Source organism: Janthinobacterium algoris (genome assembly GCF_051380935.1).
GTDB lineage: Bacteria > Pseudomonadota > Gammaproteobacteria > Burkholderiales > Burkholderiaceae_D > Janthinobacterium.
This window is the reverse complement of sequence record NZ_JBNYXZ010000027.1, coordinates 40,767-62,978: the sequence shown is the minus strand read 5'-3', so window position 1 is coordinate 62,978 and position 22,212 is coordinate 40,767. Positions and strand designations below refer to the sequence as shown.

At 63.7% G+C, this 22,212-nt stretch carries 20 protein-coding genes; 13 read left to right on the top strand and 7 right to left on the bottom strand.

What is annotated here, in order from left to right:
* Window positions 1-13: 13 nt before the first annotated feature.
* Window positions 14-1,999, bottom strand: coding sequence for a TonB-dependent receptor plug domain-containing protein (locus ACQ4W7_RS27400; protein WP_436534817.1), 1,986 nt, complete (start codon window positions 1,997-1,999; stop codon window positions 14-16).
* A 295-nt stretch (window positions 2,000-2,294) separates the two neighbouring features.
* On the opposite strand from ACQ4W7_RS27400, the gene ACQ4W7_RS27395 reads away from it, so the two are divergent.
* The 8 genes from ACQ4W7_RS27395 (at window position 2,295) to ACQ4W7_RS27360 (ending at window position 10,447) form a co-directional block, all read left to right on the top strand.
* Window positions 2,295-3,119: an IclR family transcriptional regulator gene (locus ACQ4W7_RS27395; protein WP_436534815.1), complete on the top strand. Its 825-nt coding sequence runs from the start codon at window positions 2,295-2,297 to the stop codon at window positions 3,117-3,119.
* A 39-nt stretch (window positions 3,120-3,158) separates the two neighbouring features.
* A complete protein-coding gene (locus ACQ4W7_RS27390) occupies window positions 3,159-4,313 on the top strand; it encodes an acyl-CoA dehydrogenase family protein (RefSeq protein WP_426073093.1) in 1,155 nt (384 codons plus the stop codon).
* Window positions 4,314-4,324: 11 nt separating this feature from the next.
* Window positions 4,325-5,863 carry a class I adenylate-forming enzyme family protein gene (locus ACQ4W7_RS27385; protein WP_436534813.1) on the top strand — a complete coding sequence of 513 codons (1,539 nt, stop codon included), beginning with the start codon at window positions 4,325-4,327 and terminating at the stop codon, window positions 5,861-5,863.
* Between the two features lie 61 nt (window positions 5,864-5,924).
* Entirely contained in the window at window positions 5,925-7,091 is a 1,167-nt protein-coding gene (locus tag ACQ4W7_RS27380; RefSeq protein WP_426073095.1) for an ABC transporter substrate-binding protein, read from the top strand.
* A gap of 94 nt (window positions 7,092-7,185) precedes the next feature.
* Window positions 7,186-8,058, top strand: coding sequence for a branched-chain amino acid ABC transporter permease (locus ACQ4W7_RS27375; RefSeq protein WP_426073096.1), 873 nt, complete (start codon window positions 7,186-7,188; stop codon window positions 8,056-8,058).
* Window positions 8,055-9,023 carry a branched-chain amino acid ABC transporter permease gene (locus ACQ4W7_RS27370; RefSeq protein WP_436534810.1) on the top strand — a complete coding sequence of 323 codons (969 nt, stop codon included), beginning with the start codon at window positions 8,055-8,057 and terminating at the stop codon, window positions 9,021-9,023. Before ACQ4W7_RS27375 ends, ACQ4W7_RS27370 begins: the two co-directional genes overlap by 4 nt.
* A complete protein-coding gene (locus ACQ4W7_RS27365) occupies window positions 9,016-9,729 on the top strand; it encodes an ABC transporter ATP-binding protein (RefSeq protein WP_436534808.1) in 714 nt (237 codons plus the stop codon). The genes ACQ4W7_RS27370 and ACQ4W7_RS27365 overlap by 8 nt, the downstream gene beginning before the upstream one ends.
* 16 nt (window positions 9,730-9,745) lie before the next feature.
* Window positions 9,746-10,447 (top strand): ABC transporter ATP-binding protein, encoded by a 702-nt coding sequence (locus tag ACQ4W7_RS27360; RefSeq protein ID WP_436534838.1) that lies wholly within the window; start codon window positions 9,746-9,748, stop codon window positions 10,445-10,447.
* A gap of 39 nt (window positions 10,448-10,486) precedes the next feature.
* Here the strand turns inward: ACQ4W7_RS27360 and ACQ4W7_RS27355 are convergent, their stop codons facing one another.
* Entirely contained in the window at window positions 10,487-11,485 is a 999-nt protein-coding gene (locus ACQ4W7_RS27355) for an HDOD domain-containing protein (RefSeq protein ID WP_426073099.1), read from the bottom strand.
* 161 nt (window positions 11,486-11,646) lie between these two features.
* Here ACQ4W7_RS27355 and ACQ4W7_RS27350 point away from each other — a divergent pair, with 161 nt between their 5' ends.
* Window positions 11,647-12,231, top strand: coding sequence for a DinB family protein (locus ACQ4W7_RS27350; RefSeq protein ID WP_436534806.1), 585 nt, complete (start codon window positions 11,647-11,649; stop codon window positions 12,229-12,231).
* A 13-nt stretch (window positions 12,232-12,244) separates the two neighbouring features.
* Here ACQ4W7_RS27350 and ACQ4W7_RS27345 read toward each other — a convergent pair whose 3' ends face one another.
* Window positions 12,245-12,637 carry a VOC family protein gene (locus tag ACQ4W7_RS27345; protein ID WP_436534804.1) on the bottom strand — a complete coding sequence of 131 codons (393 nt, stop codon included), beginning with the start codon at window positions 12,635-12,637 and terminating at the stop codon, window positions 12,245-12,247.
* 255 nt (window positions 12,638-12,892) lie between these two features.
* Between ACQ4W7_RS27345 and ACQ4W7_RS27340 the strand changes: the two genes are divergently transcribed.
* The 4 genes from ACQ4W7_RS27340 (at window position 12,893) to fghA (ending at window position 17,135) form a co-directional block, all read left to right on the top strand.
* Entirely contained in the window at window positions 12,893-14,467 is a 1,575-nt protein-coding gene (locus tag ACQ4W7_RS27340) for an oleate hydratase (RefSeq protein ID WP_436534802.1), read from the top strand.
* Between the two features lie 159 nt (window positions 14,468-14,626).
* Window positions 14,627-15,298, top strand: coding sequence for a signal peptidase I (gene lepB / locus ACQ4W7_RS27335; RefSeq protein WP_426073103.1), 672 nt, complete (start codon window positions 14,627-14,629; stop codon window positions 15,296-15,298).
* A 47-nt stretch (window positions 15,299-15,345) separates the two neighbouring features.
* Entirely contained in the window at window positions 15,346-16,209 is an 864-nt protein-coding gene (locus ACQ4W7_RS27330; RefSeq protein WP_436534800.1) for an NAD-dependent protein deacetylase, read from the top strand.
* Window positions 16,210-16,265: 56 nt separating this feature from the next.
* Window positions 16,266-17,135 carry an S-formylglutathione hydrolase gene (gene fghA / locus ACQ4W7_RS27325; RefSeq protein ID WP_436534798.1) on the top strand — a complete coding sequence of 290 codons (870 nt, stop codon included), beginning with the start codon at window positions 16,266-16,268 and terminating at the stop codon, window positions 17,133-17,135.
* Window positions 17,136-17,153: 18 nt separating this feature from the next.
* Here the strand turns inward: fghA and ACQ4W7_RS27320 are convergent, their stop codons facing one another.
* From ACQ4W7_RS27320 to ACQ4W7_RS27305, 4 genes are all read right to left on the bottom strand, one after another.
* Window positions 17,154-17,819 carry a dienelactone hydrolase family protein gene (locus ACQ4W7_RS27320; RefSeq protein ID WP_426073106.1) on the bottom strand — a complete coding sequence of 222 codons (666 nt, stop codon included), beginning with the start codon at window positions 17,817-17,819 and terminating at the stop codon, window positions 17,154-17,156.
* 177 nt (window positions 17,820-17,996) lie between these two features.
* Window positions 17,997-20,318, bottom strand: a complete 2,322-nt coding sequence (locus tag ACQ4W7_RS27315) for a xanthine dehydrogenase family protein molybdopterin-binding subunit (RefSeq protein WP_436534796.1) — start codon at window positions 20,316-20,318, stop codon at window positions 17,997-17,999.
* A complete protein-coding gene (locus ACQ4W7_RS27310; RefSeq protein WP_426073108.1) occupies window positions 20,311-20,778 on the bottom strand; it encodes a (2Fe-2S)-binding protein in 468 nt (155 codons plus the stop codon). The genes ACQ4W7_RS27315 and ACQ4W7_RS27310 overlap by 8 nt, the downstream gene beginning before the upstream one ends.
* A 58-nt stretch (window positions 20,779-20,836) precedes the next feature.
* Entirely contained in the window at window positions 20,837-22,135 is a 1,299-nt protein-coding gene (locus ACQ4W7_RS27305) for a cytochrome c (protein ID WP_426073109.1), read from the bottom strand.
* Between the last annotated feature and the right edge of the window lie 77 nt (window positions 22,136-22,212).

Genomic DNA, 22,212 nt, shown 5'->3' with positions numbered 1-22,212 from the left:
TGAACAGTTAAAATCAGAACTGGGACTGTGCATTGGCCAGCCAGGTGCGCCCGGCGCTGGGGAAGCCGTCGGACAGCGCATAATTGCGGTCGCCCAGGTTCGCCACGCCCGCTTCCAGCGTCCATGCCGGCAAGGGGCGGTACACGGCCTTCAGGTTCAGCGTCGTAAAACCACCAAGTTCCAAAGTGTTCGAGACCCAGCGCCCGCTGTTCGATTCCGCGATGGCCACCACGTCGACCTGGCGCGCCGCGTGCAGCACGGCGTGCGCCGTCAGCTTGTGGCGTGGCACGTCCGTCAGGCGGATTGCGCGGTCGCTGACATTTTTCATGTCCGTATACGTGTAGTTGCTGCCGACATCCAGCCAGGCACCGGCGCGGCCACGCAAGCCCAGTTCCACGCCGCTGATATGCGCCCGGCCCGCGTTGCGCATCTGCGCGCGCACACCCGAGACATTCGCCACGCTCTGGATCTTGTCCTTCACGTCGCTGTAGAACAGCGCAACTTCTACCTTGGCGCCCTGCGAGTTTCCTTGATACCCCAGCTCATAGTTCATCGCTTCTTCCGCGCTCAAGGCCGGGTTTTCAATATACGTGCCAAGGCGCTGCGAGTAGCGGTCTTTCAAGGTCGGCAGGCGCGACTTGCGCGCCACGGTGGCGTACATGCGCGCCTCGGCGCCGATCTTGTGGAACAGGCCCGCCTGCAGGTCCGTTGCCGATTGATTACTCGGCAAGGTATACGCATTGCCGGCGCTGTAGACGGTGTCCGGGCGCAGTGCATTGCGCGACACGCCCAGCGACAGTTCCGTCGCCGCGTTGAGGGCGATGCTGTCTTCCGCGCCCAGGGTCCACAGGGCATCCTTGTACCAGGTATTGCGCACGCCTTTGGCGTCCAGTTCCTGGTGTTCATCGGCCTTGACGCTGGCGACGAAGCGCAGGCTGTGCGCGGCCAGGCGGAACGATTCGAGTTCCACCGCACCGCCATTCGTGCGGTCGTTATAGATGCTGCGCCCGCCGCTGACACTGCCCTGACCGCTGGTTTTCAGGGTCGCGTAGCTGCCGTTCGTGTAGGAGGTGATTTCATTGTCGTAGCTGTCATGGTACAGCCGCAGTTTCAGCCGCTCGGCCTCGCCCAGGCGCGTCTGCGAGACGAAATACACGCTTTCCTTGTTCCAGTACGGCCACTGCCAGTAGCGCGCGCCGACGGGATTGCTCGATGGCGGCTGGCCCTTTTCGCCATGCTGCTTGTAGTAGCTCAATGCATACTCGTCCCCACCCACGGGCGTATAACCTACCTTGAACGACAGTTTATGGTCCTTGCGGTAGGCATTGTTGCGCGTGGCGCCGTCTTCCGTGGCCGTGGCACGGAAGTCGGACGACATGGGGAAACCGTCGCTGTCGATGTACGACACGCCCGCCTGCAGATACCACAGGCCCTGGTTGGTGCCCACGTTGGCCGATACCTGACGCTCGCTGCCCGAGCCGAAACCGATGGAGGTATCGCCCTCAAGGCGCGCTGCGGGTTTGCGCGAGATCAGGTTGATGGCGCCGCCCAGGGTATTGGCGCCATACGCCACGGAGCTGAAGCCCTTGGCCACCTGGATGGCGGCCAGGTCGGCCGTGCTGAAACGGTTGAAATCGACATAGCCGTCATACGGCACATAGACGGGAATGCCGTCGATGTACAGCGGCACCTGGCGCGCATCGAAACCGCGGATGGCGACGGTTTTTTCGTTGCGCGCATTGGTCGACAGCGACACGCCCGACAGCAAATTGAGGGCGTCGCCCACGTTGTCGCGGTTAAAGCGGCGCATTTCGGCGCGGCTCACTTGTGAACCCACCTGCTGCTCATCCACCTGCGCCACCTGCCCCAGTTGGTCGCGCTGGCCGATCACCGTCACCGTGCCCAGCACGAACGCCGCCGCCGCATCCGCGTCTTCCTTGCCAGCAGCCTGCTGCGCCAGCGCCAGCATCACGGCGCCTGCCATTACCTGTTTCAACATCGTCTTGTTCTTTCCATTCGTTATATATCGTCTTATATAGCGATATACAAAAAAGTACAAAAAAGTACAAAAAAAGCGGCCACGCATGCGGCGGCCGTCACCCAACAGCGCAATATACAGACGTATATAGCGATGCTCAAGCGACAAGACCGGAAACACTTGCGCAGGTCAAATTTCACGCCTTTTTCATGCAGCGCAGCATTTCGCTGTGCGAACGAATGTTTCACAAAACGGTTGACATGCGAGATTCGACTAGGCAAACTGATTTTCAGGGAGTCAGAAAATGAATGCAAATATGACAAATATGCAGGCCGCAGCCGATCCGGAACTTATCGTTTTCAGCGATGACGAGGAAGGCAAGGACCGCCAGTTCGTCAATGCGCTGGCGCGCGGGCTGGAAGTACTGCGCTGCTTTCGCCCCGGCGAAGTCTTCCTGTCGAACGCGGACATGGCCAAGCGCACGGGCATCCCGAAACCGACGATTTCGCGCCTCACCTACACCCTCACCAAACTGGGCTACCTGAATTACTCGGACAGCCTGGGCAAGTACCAGCTGGGCGCCGGCGTGCTGGCCCTCGGCTACCGCATGCTGTCGAACCTCGACGTGCGCAAGATGGCGCGCCCGCTGATGGAAGAACTGGCCGAACATGCGCAAGCCTCCGTGTCGCTGGGCACGCGCGACCGTCTCAGCATGGTGTACGTGGAAACCTGCCGCAGCAGCGCCAACGTCACCCTGCGCCTTGACGTCGGCTCGCGCATTCCCTTGATGACGACGGCCATGGGCAAGGCCCTGCTGTGCATCCTGCCGCAGGCCGAACGCGACTACCTGATGGACCATGCGCGCGTGCACGAAACGGAACGCTGGCCGCGCATCAAGGCCGGTATCGAGCAAGGCTTCAAGGATTACCAGGACCGGGGCTTTTGCATCTCGGCCGGCGAGTGGCAGAACGACGTGCATGCCGTGGGCGTGCCCATGCTGGGTGCCGATGGCGAGCAGGTGATGGCCTTCAATTGCGGCGGCCCCGCCTTTTTGCTATCGCGCGAAAAACTCGAATCCGACCTGGGACCGCGCCTGGTCGCCCTGGTCAAGAGAGTGGAAAAAAACCTGGGCCGCGGTTAGACTGCGCGCCCCCTCTTAACATCGCCTCCGAGGACCCCGATGATACGCGACGAAGAAACCCTGAACATCCTGCTCGACAGCATCGCCCGTTTCGTGCGCGAAGTGCTGGTGCCGAACGAGGCGCTGGTGGCCGAAACGGATACGATCCCGCCCGCCATCGTGGCGCAGATGCGCGAACTGGGCCTGTTCGGCCTGTCCATCCCGGAAGCCTATGGCGGCCTGGAACTGAGCATGGAAGAGGAAGTCAGGGTCGCGTTTGAAATCGCCCGCACTTCGCCCGCCTTCCGCTCGCTGATCGGCACGAACAACGGCATCGGCTCGCAAGGCATTGTTATCGACGGCACGGAGGCGCAGAAACAGCACTACCTGCCGAAACTGGCGGCCGGCGAGATCATCGGTTCGTTCGCCCTGACGGAAGCCGGTTCCGGGTCAGACGCGGCATCGCTGCGCACGAGCGCCGTGCGCGATGGCGACTTTTATATCCTCAACGGCAGCAAGCGCTATATCACCAACGCGCCCGAAGCCAGCATCTTTACCGTCATGGCGCGCACGGACCCCGTCAAGCGGGGGGCCTCGGCCATCTCCGCCTTCATCGTGGAAAGGGACACGCCGGGCCTCTCGCTGGGGAAAATCGATAAAAAGATGGGCCAGCAAGGCGCGCATACCTGCGACGTCATCTTTGAAAACTGCCGCGTGCCGGCCGCGAACATCATCGGCGGCAAGGAAGGCGTGGGTTTCAAGACGGCCATGAAAGTGCTCGACAAGGGCCGCTTGCACATCGCCGCCGTCTGCGTGGGCGCGGCCGAACGCATGCTGGCCGACGCCCTGGCGTATGCGATGGAGCGCCAGCAGTTCGGCCAGCCCATCGCCGAATTCCAGCTGATCCAGGCCATGCTGGCCGACAGCAAGGCCGAGATTTACGCGGCGCGCAGCATGGTGCTCGACGCCGCGCGCCGGCGCGACAACAAGGAAGACATCTCGACGGAAGCGTCGTGCTGCAAGCTGTTCGCCTCCGAAATGTGCGGCCGCGTGGCCGACCGCTCCGTGCAGATCCACGGCGGCGCCGGCTACATCAGCGAATACGCGGCCGAGCGCTTCTACCGCGACGTGCGCCTGTTCCGCATCTACGAAGGCACGACGCAGATCCAGCAGATCGTCATCGCCCGCAACATGATCAAGGCAGCACAAAAGTGAAGGAGGCCGCGATGGACATTCCAGCCTTGCTGGCCGGCCTGCCAGCTCGCCTGTCGGCCATCCCCGCCTACTGGGCGGCGCGCGCGCCCGACGCGCCCGCGCTGCATGAAGCTGGCCGCAGCTGGACCTACGCCCAGCTGCAGCACAGTGTAGAAAATGCAATGCAGTTGTTGCGCCAGCTGGACGTGCGCGCCGGCGACCGCCTGATGGTGGTGGGAGAGAACGGCGCGCTGCAGGTGGCGCTGATCTTTGCAGCGGCCAGCATCGACGCGTGGATCGTCAACGTCAATGCGCGCCTGTCCGCGCGCGAGATCGACAGCATCGCAGGCCACTGCTCGGCGCGGCGGCTGCTGTTCCTGGCAGGCGCCTCGCCGGAAGCGGCCGCGCATGCTGCACGTCTGGGCGCGGCCAGCGCCACGGTCGACGACATGGGAGAGCTGCTGGCGGGCGAGTTAAACGAGGCAGCCATCGCGGAAGACACGGTCACCGGCAACGAACAGGTGGCCGCGCTGATCTACACCACGGGCACCACGGGACAGTCAAAAGGCGTGATGCTGACGCACCGCAACCTGCTGTTCATCGCCGCCGTCTCCAGCACATTACGGGGCCTGACCAGCACCGACCGCGCCTACGGCGTGCTGCCCATCTCGCATGTGTACGGTCTGGCCTCGGTTGCCCTGGGCACCCTGTATGCGGGCGCCGCCCTGTACCTGGTGCCGCGTTTTTCCGTCGACGGCCTGCTGGCCGCGCTGAAAGACGATGAATTGACCATCGTGCAGGGCGTGCCCGCCATGTACGCCAAGCTGCTGCAAACCCTGGGCGGCGCGGATACGCCGTTGCCCACGCGGCTGCGCTTTGCGTATGCGGGCGGCTCGCCGCTGGCACCATCGCTCAAGCGGAACGTGGAAAAGCTGCTGGGCACCACGCTGCACAATGGCTATGGCATGACGGAAAGCGCGCCCACCATCAGCCAGACGCGCCTGGAAGCGCCGCGCCCCGACGATTCGGTGGGCATGCCGATTCCCGGCGTGGAAGTGCGCGTGGTAGACGTAGCGGGTAAGGACGTGAAGCCGGGCGAGCCGGGAGAATTGTGGATACGCGGACCGAACGTCATGGCCGGCTATTACCGTGAACCGGCCATGACGGCGGCCACCATGCGCGACGGCGGCTGGCTCAACACGGGCGACATGGCGCGCCAGGAACCGGACGGCGCGCTGTTCATCGTGGGCCGCACCAAGGAATTGATCATCCGCTCCGGCTTCAATGTGTATCCATTGGAAGTGGAAACGGCCCTCAACGCCCATGCTTCCGTGGTGCAGTCGGCCGTGGTGGGACGCACCCTGGACGATGGCAACGAGGACGTCATCGCCTATGTGGAACTGGACCCGCAGCACCCCGTGAAAGTGCAGGCCTTGCAGGACTACCTGGCGCAGACCCTGTCGCCCTACAAGTGCCCGTCGGCCATCATCGTCATGGAAACGCTGCCGGCCGCTGCGACGGGCAAGATTTTAAAGGGGCAGCTGCGGCAGATGGCGCAGAATGCACGATAAGTTGACCATGCTGTACCAGATCCCGACAATAAAACCAAGTCACATCACCGGAGGAGACACGATGAAACGCACATACACACGCATCGCCATGGCAGCGCTGGTTGCCAGCGCCTGGATGACGCAGGCCAGCGCCGAAGAATTCCTGGTCGGCGCGGAAATCCCCCTGACGGGCAACCTGGCCAGGGTCGGCGCCGGCATGCAGGAAGGCATCATGGTGGCAGCCGAGGTATTCAACAAGACCAACGGCAAACACACCATCAAGATCGTCACCGTCGATGACGAATCGGCACCCGCCAAGGCGATTGCCGCAGTGGAGAAGCTGGCCAGCCAGGGCGCGGTGGCCATCACGGGCGGCTATGGCTCGAACAATATCTCGCCCGCCTCGGACACGGCAAATAAACTGGGCCTCGTCTACATCACCTCGGGCGGCGTGGACGACAGCCTGGTGAACAGCGGGCGCAAGAATTTTTTCCGCATCAATAACACGGCCGGCTACGAAAAAGCCATGCTGGGATTGCTGCAGGACGTGGGCGCCAAATCCGTCTCCATCGTGTATTCGACCAAGGACGCCACCACGGGTCTGGCCAAGGACGTGGAAAAAGCCCTGGCCGCCAAAGGTGTGAAAGTGACGACGCACTCGTTCGACCCGGCCATTACGGATTTCAAGCCCATCATCAACAAGATCAAGCTGCAGGACAAATCCGAAGTCGTGGCCATGGTCGGCTACGAAAACGATTACGTGGGCATCATCCGCGCCGCCCGCGTGCTCAAACCAAAAATCAAGGCCATGGTGGGCGTGTGGTCGCTGGCCACGCCGAAAATGGCAGCCGACTTCCCCGACCTGATGCCGAACGTGTTCGGCACGGCCCTGCTGCCCTTCCCCACCGAATTCAAGACAGCCGACGGCAAGGCATTCAGCGACGCCTACAAGCAGCTGTACAAGAAGGAACCGGACTACCTGGGCCAGTTCGGCTACGTGCAATCGATGCTGCTGTTCGAAGCCATCGCGCGCGCGGCCGACAAGGGCACGCTCAAGAAAGGCGGCGTGGCCGAGGAGATGCGCAAGACGGACCGCGAAACCCTGATCGGCCGGGTGCAGTTCGCCGCCAATGGCGACAACCTGAACTTCGTGCACCGCATGGCGCAGCACCAGGACAAGAAAGTGGTGATCGTCTGGCCAAAGGAACAAGCCACGGGCAAGCTGGCCTACCCGGCGCTGCCCTGGTAAGCATCCGCCCCCTGCACACGCGCGCGCCCGCCCGGGCGCGCACCGATGAACGGCGCTCCAGGCATGCGCCTGGGCCGCCTGACGGGATGACGATATGACAGAATTAATCTTGCAAGCCCTGTATTCAGGCTTGCTGCAGGGCGGCTCCTACGCCCTGATCGCACTGGGACTGGCGCTGGTCTTCGGCACCATGAAAGTGATCAACCTGGCGCACGGCGAACTGGTACTGCTGGCCGCTTACATCGCCTACAGCGTCGAATCGGGCCTGGGACTCGGTCCCATGTTCGCCATTCCCATCGCGCTGGTGATCGTCAGCCTGACGTCCGTGGGCGTGTACCTGATCGTCAGCCGCATCAAGAAGGACCGCGAAATCAATTCGCTGATCCTCACCTACGGCATCGGCGTCATTCTCACCAATTTCATCCTGCTGGTATGGAAGGCTGACATCCGTTCGACCTCGTCGAGCTGGCTGCAGGAAGGCATCGAGATCGGCCCCTTCTTCAGCATGCGCAGCGAAGTGATTTTCTTCGGCGTCAGCCTGGTGCTGATGGCGGCCCTGTGGCGCTGGCTGGCCACTAGCTGGTATGGCCGCGCTGTGCGCGCCGTCTCCAGCAACCGCGACGCGGCCAAGCTGATGGGCATCGACCCGGGCCGCACGGAACTGGTCTCCTTTTTAGTCGCCGGCATCCTGGCCGCCTTCGCCGGTGTGGCCCTGTTCAGCTATGGCGTGATCCAGCCTGCCTACGGTGGCGCGCTGACGGTGAAAGCCTTCATCATCACGGTCCTCGCCGGCATCGGCTCGATCCCCGGCGTGCTGATCGCCGCCGTGCTGCTGGGCGTGGCCGAGGCGCTGACCGTCACCCTGGCCAGCTCCGCGCTGCAGGAATTGTCCGGCATGCTGCTGTTCTTGCTGGTGCTGTTCATCATGCCAAACGGCTTGTTCGGCGCACAACGGAGGCGCGGATGAAGCGCTCCACACTGATTTCAACGGCCGGCTTGCTGCTGGCCGCCTATATCGCCGTGCCGCTGGCCCTGGGCGGCAACCAGTACGTGATGAGCATGGTGGTGGCGGCCCTGGTCATCGGCGGCGTGGCCATGTCCTGGGCCCTGCTCGGTAATTTGGGCGGCATGGTCAGCTTCGGCCATGCGGCGTTCTTTGGCGTGGGCGCGTATGTCTCCGCCCTCACTACCGTGAAACTGGACTTGCCCGTGTTTGCCGCCATGCTGCTGGGCGGAGCGGGGGCGACCATCGCCGCTGTCATCATGCTGCCCGTGCTACGCCTGCGCGGGCCATATTTTGCGCTGGCCATCCTCGCCTATGCCCACATCTTCCGCATCCTGGCCACGGAATGGAGTGCCGTCACGGGCGGCGCCGGCGGCATCAATAATATTCCCGCCTTGCCCACCGTCTTCGGCTTCGACCTGGCCAACAAGACGGGCGCCTACCTGGTGGTGCTGACCCTGGTGGTATGCTGCGCCTTCGCCTACAGCCGCATCCGCGCCAGCCATTACGGCATCGCCCTGCGCGCCATGCACGACAGCGAAGACGCCACGCGCGTCGTCGGCGTCAACAGCACCTTGCTGAAAGGCGCGATGCTGCTCGTGTCGGCCTTCATGGCGGGCCTGTTCGGCGCCTTCAACGCCCACTACATCAACTTCCTGGAACCGGACTACGCCTTCAACAGCCTGTGGGTGACCTTGCCCATCGTGGCGGCCATCTTCGGCGGCTACCGCACGATACTCGGCCCCGTGCTGGGCGCCGTGGTGGTCTACCTGGTGGACCAGCTGATCTTCAAGTCGCTGATTCCCACGGGCCACCAACTGGTGCTGGGCGTGCTGCTGGTGGCGATGATCGTCTTCAGTCCGAGCGGCTTGCTGCCGCTGCTGCACAAACTGGTCAAGGGCAAAGCGAAGGAGAAACAACATGCTTGAACTCGATAATGTCTGCGTGCGCTTCGGCGGCCTGACGGCCGTCGATTCCGTCACCCTGCACGTGGGCAGCCACGACGTGCTCGGCCTGGTGGGCGCAAATGGCGCCGGCAAGACTACGCTGTTCAATGCGATTTCCGGCCTGGTGCGCCCCACCAGTGGCCGCATCCGCTTCGAGGGGCGCGACATCATGGCCACGCCCATGTACCAGCGCGCCCGCCTGGGATTGGGACGCACCTTCCAGATTCCGCAGCCCATGCATGAGTTGACGGTGCGCGAAAACCTCATCGTGGCGCAGCGCTTCGGCACCGGCAAGGTGGACCAACGCAAGATCGATGAAATCCTCGATTTCACGAGCTTGGCGGACAAGGCCGGGCGCGACGCGGCCAGCGAACTGGCGCTGACGGAACTGAAAGCGCTGGAAGTGGCCAAGGCGCTGGCCATCAATCCGAAGCTGCTGCTGCTCGATGAAGTGCTGGCTGGCCTGGAAACAAACGGCAAGCGCTGTTTCATGGGCATGCTGAAGGACTTGCATGCTGCCTTCGGCGTGGGCATCGTCATGATCGAGCACGACATCGAGACCATCAGCAATCTGTGCCAGCGCGTGGCCGTGCTCAATTTTGGCCAGCTGATCGCAGACGGCACGCCGGACGCCGTCTTCCGCGATGCGGCCGTCATCGAGAGCTATACGGGAGCCGTTCATGCTTGAAACCATGCCTGAAACGATGCTTAAGATAGAGAATCTGCGCGCCGGCTATGGCGCCATCAATGTGCTGTGGGATGTGTCGCTGTCCATCCAGAAGGGCAAGCTGACCACCATCATCGGCCCGAACGGGGCCGGCAAGACGACCCTGCTGCGCGCCATCATGGGCTTGCTGCCCGTGGGCGCGGGCAGCATCGCGCTCGATGGCGTGGGCATCAATGGCACGCCCACCTGGAAGATGAGCGACGCGAGGGTCACCATGATCCCCGAAGGACGCATGACGTTTCGCGACATGAGCGTGGAAGAAAACCTGATCATGGGCGCCTTCCCGAAAGAGCACCGCAGCCACATGCCGAAGCGCCTGGCCGAAGCTTACGCCATGTTCCCGCGCCTGCACGAACGGCGCAAGCAACTGGCCGGATCGCTGTCTGGCGGCGAGGCGCAGATGCTGGCGATGGCGCGCGGCTTGATGTCCGACCCGTCGCTGCTGATCGTCGACGAGCCTTCGCTGGGTCTGGCGCCAATGGTGGTCAACGAGCTGTTCGAGATCCTCGCGCGCCTGAACGACGGCCGGCGCACCATCATCCTGGTCGAGCAGAACACGGCGCGCGCCGTGGGCGTGGCTGATCACGTCTACCTGATGCAAAGCGGCAAAGTGGCGCTGTCGCAGGCGGCCATTGATGTCGACCTCGAGCACCTGCACGAACTCTATTTTGCGCGCTGAACAATTTGCTCTGCGCGAGGTTTGACCGGCCTGCGGCCGTCAATCCTCGTCGTCGGCCAGTTTGTCAAACGCCAGCAGGGCACTCTTGCCGAGTCCTGCCGTCACGAAAGGATCGTCGGCAGGAAAGCGGCCGGTATCGACCAGCATGCGCAGCTTGCTCAAGCGCTCGCCCAGCGCCAGCGCTTGCGCCTGCGGATCGGCATCGGCATCGGCGTGGGTATCGACGCCGGCATGCTCGATCGCGCGGGTCACGGACGCGGGAAACTCCCATAATTCGGCGATCCGTACCGACAAGATACGCGCTTGCGCAAACACCTGTGCAATGAAGGCGTCCGATTGCGGAAACGCATCGGGCGCATGCATCTGGTCGATCAGCCGGAACGCCACCACCAGACCGACATTGGCCATCAATCCCGCGAGATAGGCATCGAAGGCGTTGGCCTGCATTGCCGGCGCGACCAGGTTGGCCGCCAGCGCGCATTTCTCGGACTGGCGCCAGATCAGCGGCGCCGTGCGCACGGTCAGCCCGCCGCTTTGCATGCTGACGATGGGGCGGAAGGCGACGCGGGCGAGCAGCATGCGCATGCCGTTTTGCCCGAGCAGCATGACGGCGCCTTCCATGTTGTTGATCGACGGGCTGGCGTTGTAGCGCGAATGGTAGCAGGGCCGGTTCGCTTCGCGGTAGACCTCGGCGACCAGCAAGACGTCCTGGGCCAGTTGGCGCGACAGCTCGGCCGCGCTCATATTTTCATTTTGCAAGGTACGCATCAACTGCGGAATGATGGCCGGAATGCGCGGCACCAGCGCGGCGCCAGCGATCGGTTCGCGGGCCAGGCGCGTCAATTCGTCCAGAATCTGCTGTTCGGCCTGCTCGGTAGCCTGCGCCGAACCGGCGGCCGCCAGCCAGCGGTAGTAGATGGCATCGATTTCGGCGATGCTGGCTGGCTGCCGTGTCATCTCGGGCGCTGCCGCTGCCGTGACTGGCGCAGCCTTGTTTTTTTCGTCGCCGCCGTTCAGTAATTTTCCTATCCAACCCATTTTGCTATCCAAACCTTATATGCATCACTATCGCGACATCCGCTGCACAATTTTACTTGATGACAGCAGTACTGGTGCGGCGGGCATGGCCGGCTTGGTCCACCTGCCGCAAAGTGCTACAGTGGCGCTCTCACAGCTTTCCCTGCCTTGCAAGGTACATCATGAACAATCTGCTGGCCCGTTACGTCACCGGCCAGGCGTATAACAACGCCTGGGCCAACCACCGTTTGCTGAAGGCTTGCGGGCAGCTGACCCAGGCCGAGTTCCAGGCCACGCGCGTCAGCTTTTTCCCCACCATCCAGTTCACCCTGAACCACATCCTCACCTGCGACTGGTTTTATCTCGACGCGCTCGAACGCGAGCTGCGCGGCGAAGCGCCCCATCCAGATTGCTACGTCTTTTTTGAACAGGATGAACCATTTACCGACTGCGCCGCGCTGCACGCGGCGCAGCGCGCCTCGGACCTGCGCCTGATCGCCCATTGCCGCAGCCTGTGCGATGCGGACCTGACGCGGCCCGTGACGATCTTGCGCGACACGCCGCAAGTCGACACGCGCCTGCGCCTGCTGGCGCATTTGTTCCAGCACCAGATCCATCACCGGGGGCAAGTGCACGCCATGCTGGCCGGCACGCGCATCGCGCCGCCCCAGCTCGACGAGTTCTATTGTGCCGGCGAAGCGGGCGAGCGGGCACAGGATTTTCTGGAACTGGGCTGGACGGAAGATGACGTAGGGGGACAGCGCTAAGTCATTCTCCGAGTTATTCCTCGGCGTGGCAGCAGACGCACAGTTTGTTGCCGTCGAGGTCGCGGAAGTAGGCGCCATAGTAATGGGCGTGGTAATGGGGGCGCAAGCCGGGCGGCCCTTCACACACAGCGCCCAGCGCCAGCACGGCCTGGTGGCAGCGGTCCACCTGCGCGCGGCTGGCCGCCAGCCAGGCCGTCATCTGCCCATTGCCGGGAGTCGCCGGCAAGCCGTCATGCGGCGCCGTCAGCACGAACAGGGGGCGCGGTGCATCCTTTGCCATCCAGCCCGCCCAGGGTTGGGCCGGATCATGAAATTTCTCGATCAAATCGAGTTCTCCCATCAGGGTCGTGTAGAAAGCGTAGGCGCGGGGAAAGTCGTTGGTGCCGAGGCAAATATGGGACAGCATGCTGCTCCTTCATGAATTCAAGCATGTGCGGCGAAATGCGCCAGCTGATTATAATGGCGCATCGCTTTTCGACACGATCCCATGCCAGACCGTGACCGCCTCGGGGCGGTTTGGCAGCTGACAAAAACCGAACGATCGCTCTATTTATCGGCCACTCCTCCCCGGGCATTGTAAAATAGGCAAATATGACACGGCATCGGCCGTGCCGCTTGCCGGCCTTTCGCGCACGCGAAGGCACTCACACTCGGGAAAAACATGCGCAATACAGACAAAAAAGCCTATCTGGTCGGCGGCGGTATCGGCTCGCTGGCCGCAGCCGCCTTCATGATACGCGACGGCGGCATGCAAGGCAGCAACATCACCATCTTCGAAGCAGCGCCCGTGACCGGGGGCAGCCTCGATGGCGGCGGCAATGCCGAGGATGGCTACACCTTGCGCGGCGGGCGCATGCTGACCACCGATAATTACGAGTGCACCTGGGACTTATTCAAGAGCATCCCTTCGCTCGAGCATGCGGGCCAGAGCGTCTACGATGAAACCATCGCCTTCAACGCACAGCACATTCCCCACTCGCGCGCGCGCCTTGTCGACCGCAACCGCTTCAAGGTCGATGTCAGCAGCATGGGCTTTTCCATGCAGGACAGGCTGGAACTGCTGAAGCTGACGGAAGCGGACGAAGACACGCTGGGCAGCAGCGCCATCACGGACTGGCTCTCGCCCGAATTCTTCGACACCAAGTTCTGGTATATGTGGGCCACCACGTTTGCCTTCCAGCCCTGGCATAGCGCCGTCGAATTCAAGCGCTACCTGCACCGTTTCATGATGGAGTTTTCGCGTATCGAAACCCTGGCGGGCGTCAAGCGCACCGTCTACAACCAGTACGATTCGCTGGTGCGCCCGCTGGTCGCGTGGCTGCAGGAGCAAGGCGTGAACATCATCATGGAGTGCACGGTGACCGATATCGAGGTGCAAGAATCCGAAGGCCGCCTGAGCGCCACCGCCCTGCACTGCCAGCGGCGCGGCCTGGCCGACGTGATCCCCGTGGCGGCCGGCGACCTGGTGTTTTTCCAGAATGCTTCAATGACGGATGCGGCCAGCTATGGCAGCCTGCACAGCGCGCCGGCCAAGCGCACGAAAAACGACAGCCAGGGCTGGCGCCTGTGGGAAAAGCTGGCCGAGGGCCGCCCGGAGCTGGGCCGTCCAGCCGCCTTCAACAGCAGCATCCCCGAATCCTACTGGGCCTCGTACACGGTCACCTTGAAGGACAGCGCCTTCTTCGACAGGATGGAGCAATTCACGGGCAACAGCGCGGGCACGGGCGGCCTCGTCACCTTCAAGGATAGCAACTGGTTCATGTCCATCGTGCTGGCGCACCAGCCCCATTTCGCCGGCCAACCCCAGGGCGTGCAAGTATTCTGGGGCTATTCGCTGCACCCCGACCGCATTGGCAACTTCGTCGCCAAGCCCATGTCCGAATGCAGCGGCGAAGAGATCCTGCGCGAGCTGTGCGGCCACCTGAACTTCGACCTCGACATCATGGCCACGGGCAACTGCATTCCCTGCCGCATGCCCTACATCACCAGTATGTTCATGCCCCGCGCGAAGAGCGACCGCCCCCTGCCCGTGCCGGCCAACTCCGTCAACCTGGCCTTCGTCAGCCAGTTCGTGGAGCTTGCCGACGATGTCGTTTTCACCGTGGAATACTCGGTGCGCGCAGCGCAGACGGCCGTCTATCAGTTGCTCGGCGTGCAGCGTGCAGTGCCGGCCATCCACGCGCACGACAAGTCGCTCAAGGTCAAGCTGGATGCCATCATCAAGGCCTTCAAATAGCCTCGTTGCTGACGCTTGCACGCAACAAAGGCCGCGCTGCCGCTCGTGCAGGCACCTGATTTAAGACTGGCTTCAGCCTCGCCGTGCATCGTGATAGGGCGCCAGCAACACTGGCGCCTCCCTTCACACTCACGGGCACGGCCCAGCGAAAGAGCCAACATGAAAACATGGATGCGCGCCAACAAAGGTTTTTTGATGTTTCTCTTGCTGTTCGGCGTATTCCGCACGGCTGTGGCAGACTGGAATCCGATACCCTCGGCGTCCATGCGCCCCAACTTGCTCGAAGGCGACGTGGTCTTCGTCAACCGCCTCGCCTTCAACCTCAAAGTGCCGCTCACCGATATCGTGCTGCAGCGCCTGGGCGACCCGCAGCGGGGTGACATCGTCACCTTTTCTTCGCCGAAAGATGGCACGCGATTGATCAAGCGCATCATCGCCCTGCCCGGCGACAAGGTGGAAATGCGCAATGAAGAGCTGGTCATCAATGGCCAGCCCGCCCGGTACACGGCGCTCGATACAGCGCCTGAAACCATCGCCCACGTGGGCCAGCTGACGGCGCAGCGCATCAGCGAACGCAACGCGACCGAACAGCACCGCATCCAGGTTTTGCCGCAAATCGCGGGCGCAGCGCGCAGCTTTGCCCCCGTGACGGTACCGGCCGATCACTTCATGATGCTGGGCGATAACCGCGACAACAGCGCCGACTCGCGCTATTTCGGCTTCGTGCCACGCGCATTGTTGATCGGCAAGGCCGAGCGCATCCTCGTCTCGGCCAACATCCAGGAGCATTGGCAGCCGCGACTGCAGCGTTTCGGCATGAAGCTGGAGTAAACATCCCCTTGCAACGGCGCCGTGCTTTTCGGTTAGCATGGCGCATCATGCAAAACTTTCCCTCCGCCAGCCAGCAGAGCGCCAGCGACGATCCCGCCCTGGAGCAGCTGGCGCAGTTCCTGCAGCGCCATCCCGACGTGCTGCTGCTGACGGGCGCCGGCATCAGCACGGCGTCCGGCATTCCCGCTTACCGCGACGCGTACGGCGTGCGGCGTGGCAACGCGCCCGTGCAAGGCCCCGATTTTCGCCGCCAGGAAGCCGTGCGCCGCCGCTATTGGGCGCGCAGCATGGTGGGCTGGCCCAGCCTCGCGCGCGCCACGCCGAATCCCGGTCACCTGGCCATCGCGCATTTGGCGCAACGCCAGCAGATCGGCGGCTTGGTCACGCAAAACGTCGATGGCCTGCATCAGCAGGCAGGCAGCGCGAGCGTCACGGAGTTGCACGGCAGCATACATGGCGTGGTGTGCCTCGATTGCCAGGCCCGCCATACGCGCCGCTTGATCCAGGATCAGCTTGAACGCGACAATCCGCAGATGCTGGGCGCCACGGCCACGCCGGCACCAGATGGCGACGCCTTGCTGGAACCGTCGCAGCTGGCCAGCTTCCACCTGCCCGTCTGTCCCCGCTGCGGCGGCACCCTGCAGCCCGCCGTGGTGTTTTTCGGCGATGGCGTGCCCGCCGCCTGCGCGGCCGAGGCCGAAAGCAAGATGCACGCCGCCAGTGCCCTGCTGGTGGTGGGCTCGTCCGTCATGGTGTATTCCAGCTTTCGCCTGTGCCGCATGGCGGCCGAGACCGGCAAGCCCGTGGCCGCCATCAACTTGGGCAAGACGCGCGCCGACCATTTGCTGGCATTCAAGACCGATACGCCGGCACAGGACATCTTGCCTGCATTAGCGGCCATGCTGGGCTGACCCCGCGTCAGCGGTGCGCCACTCTCGCTATACTGTGGAATTGACAAGGAGAATTCATGCTGGAACTGTTAAGTGAACACGCCTGTTTTGGTGGCGTACAACGCTTTTATCGCCACGACGCGCACGCCATCGGCTTGCCCATGCGTTTCTCGGCCTTCATTCCGGACACGGCGCCAGGCAGCGTGGTCACCACCAAACGCCCCGCCCTGTTTTACCTGGCGGGCCTGACGTGCACGGAAGAAACATTCATGATCAAGGGCGGCGCGCAGCGCGTGGCGGCCGAAGAAGGCTTGATTCTGATCGCGCCCGATACCAGCCCCCGTGGCGCCAACATCGCGGGTGAGACGGATGCCTGGGATTTCGGCGCCGGCGCCGGCTTTTACGTGGATGCCACCGAGGCGCCCTGGCGCAGCCATTACCGCATGTACAGCTACATCCTGGAACTACGCGCCCTGCTGGAACAGGAACTGGTGATCGATGCGCAACGCACGGGGGTTTTCGGCCACTCGATGGGCGGCCATGGCGCGCTGGTGCTGGCCTTGCGCAACCCTGAACTGTTCCGCTGCGTCTCCGCCTTTGCTCCCATTGCCGCACCGAGCCAGTGTCCGTGGGGCAAGAAAGCGTTTACGGGCTACCTGGGCAGCGATGCAGCCAGCTGGCAGCAGTACGACGCCAGCGCGCTGATGCGTGGCCTGCAGGGCCAGCCGGCACTATTTCCCGAAGGCATCTTGATCGACCAGGGCCTGGCCGACAAATTCCTGCCCGAGCAACTGCACCCCGATGTGTTCGAAGCGGCGTGCCGCGACGCCGGCCAGCCATTGCGCTTGCGCCGCCATGCCGGTTATGACCATGGCTATTACTTCATCGCCAGCTTCATGGAAGAGCATGTGCGCTTCCATGCGAAAAACTTGCGCGCCATTGCCTGACGCCCTTGCCTGATTGCGCTATTGCGCCGTGCTGGTATGCCCGTTGAAATGGCGCATATACCAGTCCGTGGCCAGCAGGGCCGCCTGGTGCCGCGTGTCGGGGCCGCCAGGCGCGGCGATCTGTTCCAGTTGCTTGTCGCAGCGCAAGGTGGCGAAGGCCATGCGGTTCAGGCCAGCCACATCGGGGTCGCGCCCGCCTACGATCAGCAAGGATGGCACGCGCACGTTTTCCAGCGCCGCCTTGCCCGCCATTTCCACCTGACCATCGCAGACGGCCAGCGCGGCGATTTCTGCGCTGCGCCAGGCCGCCAATTGCATCACCACCGCCGCGCTGGTGCCATAACCATACAGGCCGCAGGGCAAGCGCCGCGTGGAAGCATCCATTTGCAGCCAGCCCAGGGCCTTTTCCAGCTGACGCGCCAGCAGCACGATATCGCTGCGCACGAAATAGGCATGGCCATTGCTGCCACCGCCAGGCTCGACACCGCCCTGGTCGAAACGCAGGGTGGCGATGCCCGCTCGCAGAAAATCCTGCGAGGTGGCATGGCTGGAGGCGCCCAGATAGTCGCTGTCGGCGCCCGCGCCATGGGCAAACAGGACGATGCCCACCGGTCGCTCGGGCATTTCAAGCACGCCATCCATCTGAATTTCATCGGCCGTGATGCTGACAAATTGTTCTTGCATGGTTGCCTCCGCAATCGAGCTGGGATCAAGCTAAAGCTGAAGTCAAGCAGTGCGCTGATTTTACGCTGATCTTGCCGGGCCGGGCACAAGCTGCATGCTCAGGGCGGCTAAGCTCAGTGTAGCAGCCCGCGGCCATTCCTGCGCAGCCGTTCGCGCATCGCCACCAGCAAGGCAAGACTACACGGCGCCGTGCCGGTCCAGCCCCTTCAGCACGGCTTCCGGGCGGATCGGCAAATGCCGCACGCGCGAGGCCACGGCGGCAAAGATAGCGTTGCCGATGGCGGGCGCCACGGCCGTGGTGGGCGGCTCGCCCATGCCCGTCGCCGCGTGCGTGCTGGCAACAAATTCTATATCGAGCTCGGGCACGTCGGCCATGCGCAGCGGTGTGTAGGTATTCAGGTTGGTATCCTTCACTTCGCCATTCAGGAAAGCCGTGCCTTCATGCAAGGCCATGCTCACGCCCCACAGGGCGCCCCCTTCCGCCTGCGCCAGCGCGCCATCGGGATCGACGATGCTGCCCGCGTCGATCACCATGAACAGCTTTTCGACTTTCACCATGCAAGTGCTGCGGTCTACCTTGACGCGGGCGATGCAGGCCGTCCAGGTGGGCATGTCGCGCTCCTGGCCGAACGTGGCGGCGATGCCCAGGCCCGTGTCGGGCGGCATGGCCGTGCCCCAGCCGGCCTTGTCCGCCACCCGCCGCAGCACGTGGGCCAGGCGCGCGGCGCCGCCGACGGCGTTCGGCGCGCTGCCCGCGTTGCGCCCCATGCCCTGCAGCAGCGCCAAACGAAAAGCCAGCGGATCGACCTTGGCAGCCTGCGCCGCCTCGTCCATGAAACTTTCCACGGCCCAATTCGTCCAGCCCGGCCCCACCGAGCGCAGCCAGCCGGGGCGAAAACTGCTGTTGGCCAGGTCGTTCGACACGGCCCGCACGCGCTGCGCGCCCACCGTGTACCAGTGATCGGCGCCGGCGATGGCGAACGGGTCATACGGATGGCCCTGCTTATCCTTGGCGAGGAAGGCGGGAATCATGACTTGCGTGGGCCAGCCCGCGCTGGCTTCGTGCACCATCGCCGAGACCTTGCCTTCGTCGTCGAACGCCATGCGCACATGTTGCACGGACGGCGAACGTGGCGAATCGAAACGGGCATCGTCGGGCCGCGTGCAAATCATCTTGACGGGCCGCCCCACGGCTTGCGCCGCCAGCGCGGCCGGCACGCAATAATCGCCATTCAGGCGCCGGCCGAAGCCGCCACCGAGCAGATAGGTATGCAGCATGACCTTGTTCTCCGGCACCTTCAACGCCTGCGCCAGCACGGGCAAGATCAGCGATTGCCATTGATTGCCCGCATGAATGTGCCAGACGCCGTCGATTTCCTGCGCCAGCGCATTCACCGGTTCCAGCTGGAAATGCAGCACGGTGCTGGTCGTGTAGTGGCGTTCCAGCTGCAGGCTGGCATCCTTGAAAGCTTGCTCTACGCCATCATCATCGACCACACGGGCGCCCAGGCTGGCATCGGCCAGCTGCTTGCCCGCATAGCTGACGATATCCTGCTCCGCCACGTGGGCGGCCGCACCGGCCCGCCATTTCACTTGCACCAGGTCGGCCGCGCGCATGGCGGCCGCATACGTCTCGGCCACCACCATGACCCAGCCGGGCACCGTGCCGCTGGGATCCTGCAAGGCGACCGAGCGCAAGTACCCCTGCACCTTTTTCGCCGCCGTATCATCGATGGACACGACTTTTGAACCGTAGCGCGTGGGCGGGATCTTCGGGCGCGCATACAGCATGCCATCGACGTGCGCATCGATGCCGTACACGGCCGTGCCATTGATTTTCGCGGGGATGTCGAGCGCCTGCACCTGCTGGCCGATCAGGCTGCGCTGCTGCGGCGTCTTCAGCACGATGGCCTTCAATTGCTCCGGCGTGTACTGGCGCGCCAGCTTGCCACGGCGCACGATTTCGCCATAGCTGATCGACCGCCCCCGGCCATGCACGACGCCCAGTCTGGCGTGGCAGGCGGACACGGGCACGCGCAGCAGGCGTGCGCCCTCCTCGACCAGCGCAAGGCGGCCAGCTGCGCCGGCGCGGCTGAGCGGATCGAAATTTTGCCAGACGGACCAGCTGCCGCCCGTCACCATCAAGCCCCATTGCGGGTCCGTGTCCACGTAATGCAAGCGTACCTTGCGCCAGTCCGCTTCCAGCTCCTCGGCAACGATGCGCGCCAGGGCCGTGCCGATGTGCTGGCCCATTTCCGCCTTGGCAATGTTGACCGTGACGATGCCGTCGCGGCCGATCTGAAACCAGATGCTGGGATCGAACACGGGCGCAGCGGCAGACTTGGCGGGCGGCGCGGGCGCCACCTTGCCGGCGGCCAATGAGCTGTCGGCGCGCAAGAAAGCCAGGGTAAAACCCGTGCCGGCGGCGGCGATCAGGAAACCGCGCCGCCCCAGTGTAGGGGGACGGGCAGCAGAATTTTCTTTCGGCAACTTAAACACCGGGCGCCTCCTGCATGCCGGCCGCCAGCTTGATCGCCTTGCGGATGCGCACATACGCCATGCAGCGACACAGGTTGCCGCTCATCACGGCATCGATATTCGCATCCGTCGGCTGCGGATAGTCGCGCAGCAAGGTGGCCGCCTGCATTATCTGGCCCGACTGGCAATAGCCGCACTGAGGCGCCTGCGTGGCGACCCAGGCCCGCTGCAGGGGATGCGTGCCATCGGGCGAGAGGCCTTCGATGGTGGTAATGGCGCAACCGGTGACGGCGGCAATCGGCGTGATGCACGAGCGCATGGCGCGGCCATCCACATGCACGGTGCAGGCGCCGCACATGCCGATGCCGCAGCCAAACTTCGTGCCTTTCAGCTGGGCTTCGTCGCGCAGCACCCACAGCAGAGGTGTCTCGGCATCGACCTCGGTGCCGAAGGGCTGACCGTTCACAATAATGTTATACATAAGTGTTATACATGAGCGTTACACATAAGAAACTTTCAAGCATTAGAACTTTCAAGCATTACTTGCCGGCGCGCGTGCGTACCACTACCGCTTCCAGATTCGTCCAGGCCGGCTGGTGGCTGCGGCTGCGACGCAGATAGGCCGCCAGCTGGGCCACGTCGTTATCCGTCAGCGAGGCGGCAAAGCCTGGCATCAGCACGCCGGGCATGGCCTCATCCTTGGACAAGCCATGCAGTATCACCTGGATCAGGTTGGCGGGATCGGGCGCGCTGACGGCGCTGTTCAGGCTCAGTTCCGGACGCAGGGCCACGGGCCGGCCATCGCTGTTCGAGTGGCACGACGCGCAGGCGGCCACGTACAGGCTGGCGCCATGGTCGTTGTCGACCAGGCTGACGCGCTGCGAACGGGCGATGCCGGTTTTGATCACTGCATCCGCATCCACCTTGCGCCCGGCCACACCGGCCACGCCGGCAAAATACACGGACAGCGCGCGGATATCGCTATCGGGCGACGCGGCCATGCCTTCGTGCACGACGGCCGACATGGGCCCGGCCGCCACGCCGTGCAAGGCCGTCGCCCCCGTGCGCAGGAAGGTATACAGTTCATCCTGCGTCCACGGCAGCGGTGCCGTGTTGGCGCTGGTCAAGGCTGGCGCGTACCAGCGATCGATGGCCGCGCCCAGATAGGGCGAACCGGCAAGCTCCGCGCCCAGCGCATTGCGCGGCGTATGGCAGGCGGCGCAATGCGCCAGGCCTTCGGCCAGGTAGCGACCCCGGTTCCAGTCCAGCCCTTGCGCGGCATCCAGCTGAACGCTTGCAGGCTTGAAAAACAGCAACTTCCAGCCCGCCTGCAAGGAGCGCAGGTTCAGGGGGAAAGGCACGCTATTGACAGGCGCCACCGCATACACGGGCGGGCGCGTCATGAAATACGCGTACAAGGCTGTCAAGTCAGCGTCCGAGACTAGGTTGAAGTGGGTGTACGGAAAGACGGGATACAGGTGGGCGCCATCGCGGCCCACGCCTTCACGCATGGCCCGCTGGAAGGCGGCCAGCGACCAGCGGCCTATGCCTGTTTGCCTGTCGGGCGTGATATTCGTCGCGTAAATCGTGCCGAACGGCGTGGCCAAGCCGTGGCCGCCCGCGTAATCGGCACCGCCCCTGGCCGTATGGCAGGCGGCGCAATTGCCCATGCCGGCCAAAATGCGGCCCTTCTCCACCACTTGCGGGGAAAACGCCGTGGCGGCAGGCGGCTCGATGGGCGCCAGCGCGGGGCGCCAGTAATACAGATACGCGACCAGGGCCGCCACGATGAGCAATGCCAGCGACAGCAGCAAGCCGGTGAAGATTTTCTTGAACAAAACAGGAACCAGTGAAAAGTAAAGGCCAGGGTGAAAGCAAAGAAATAAGCAAGGCGGCCAGCCGCCGGCTAACGGCG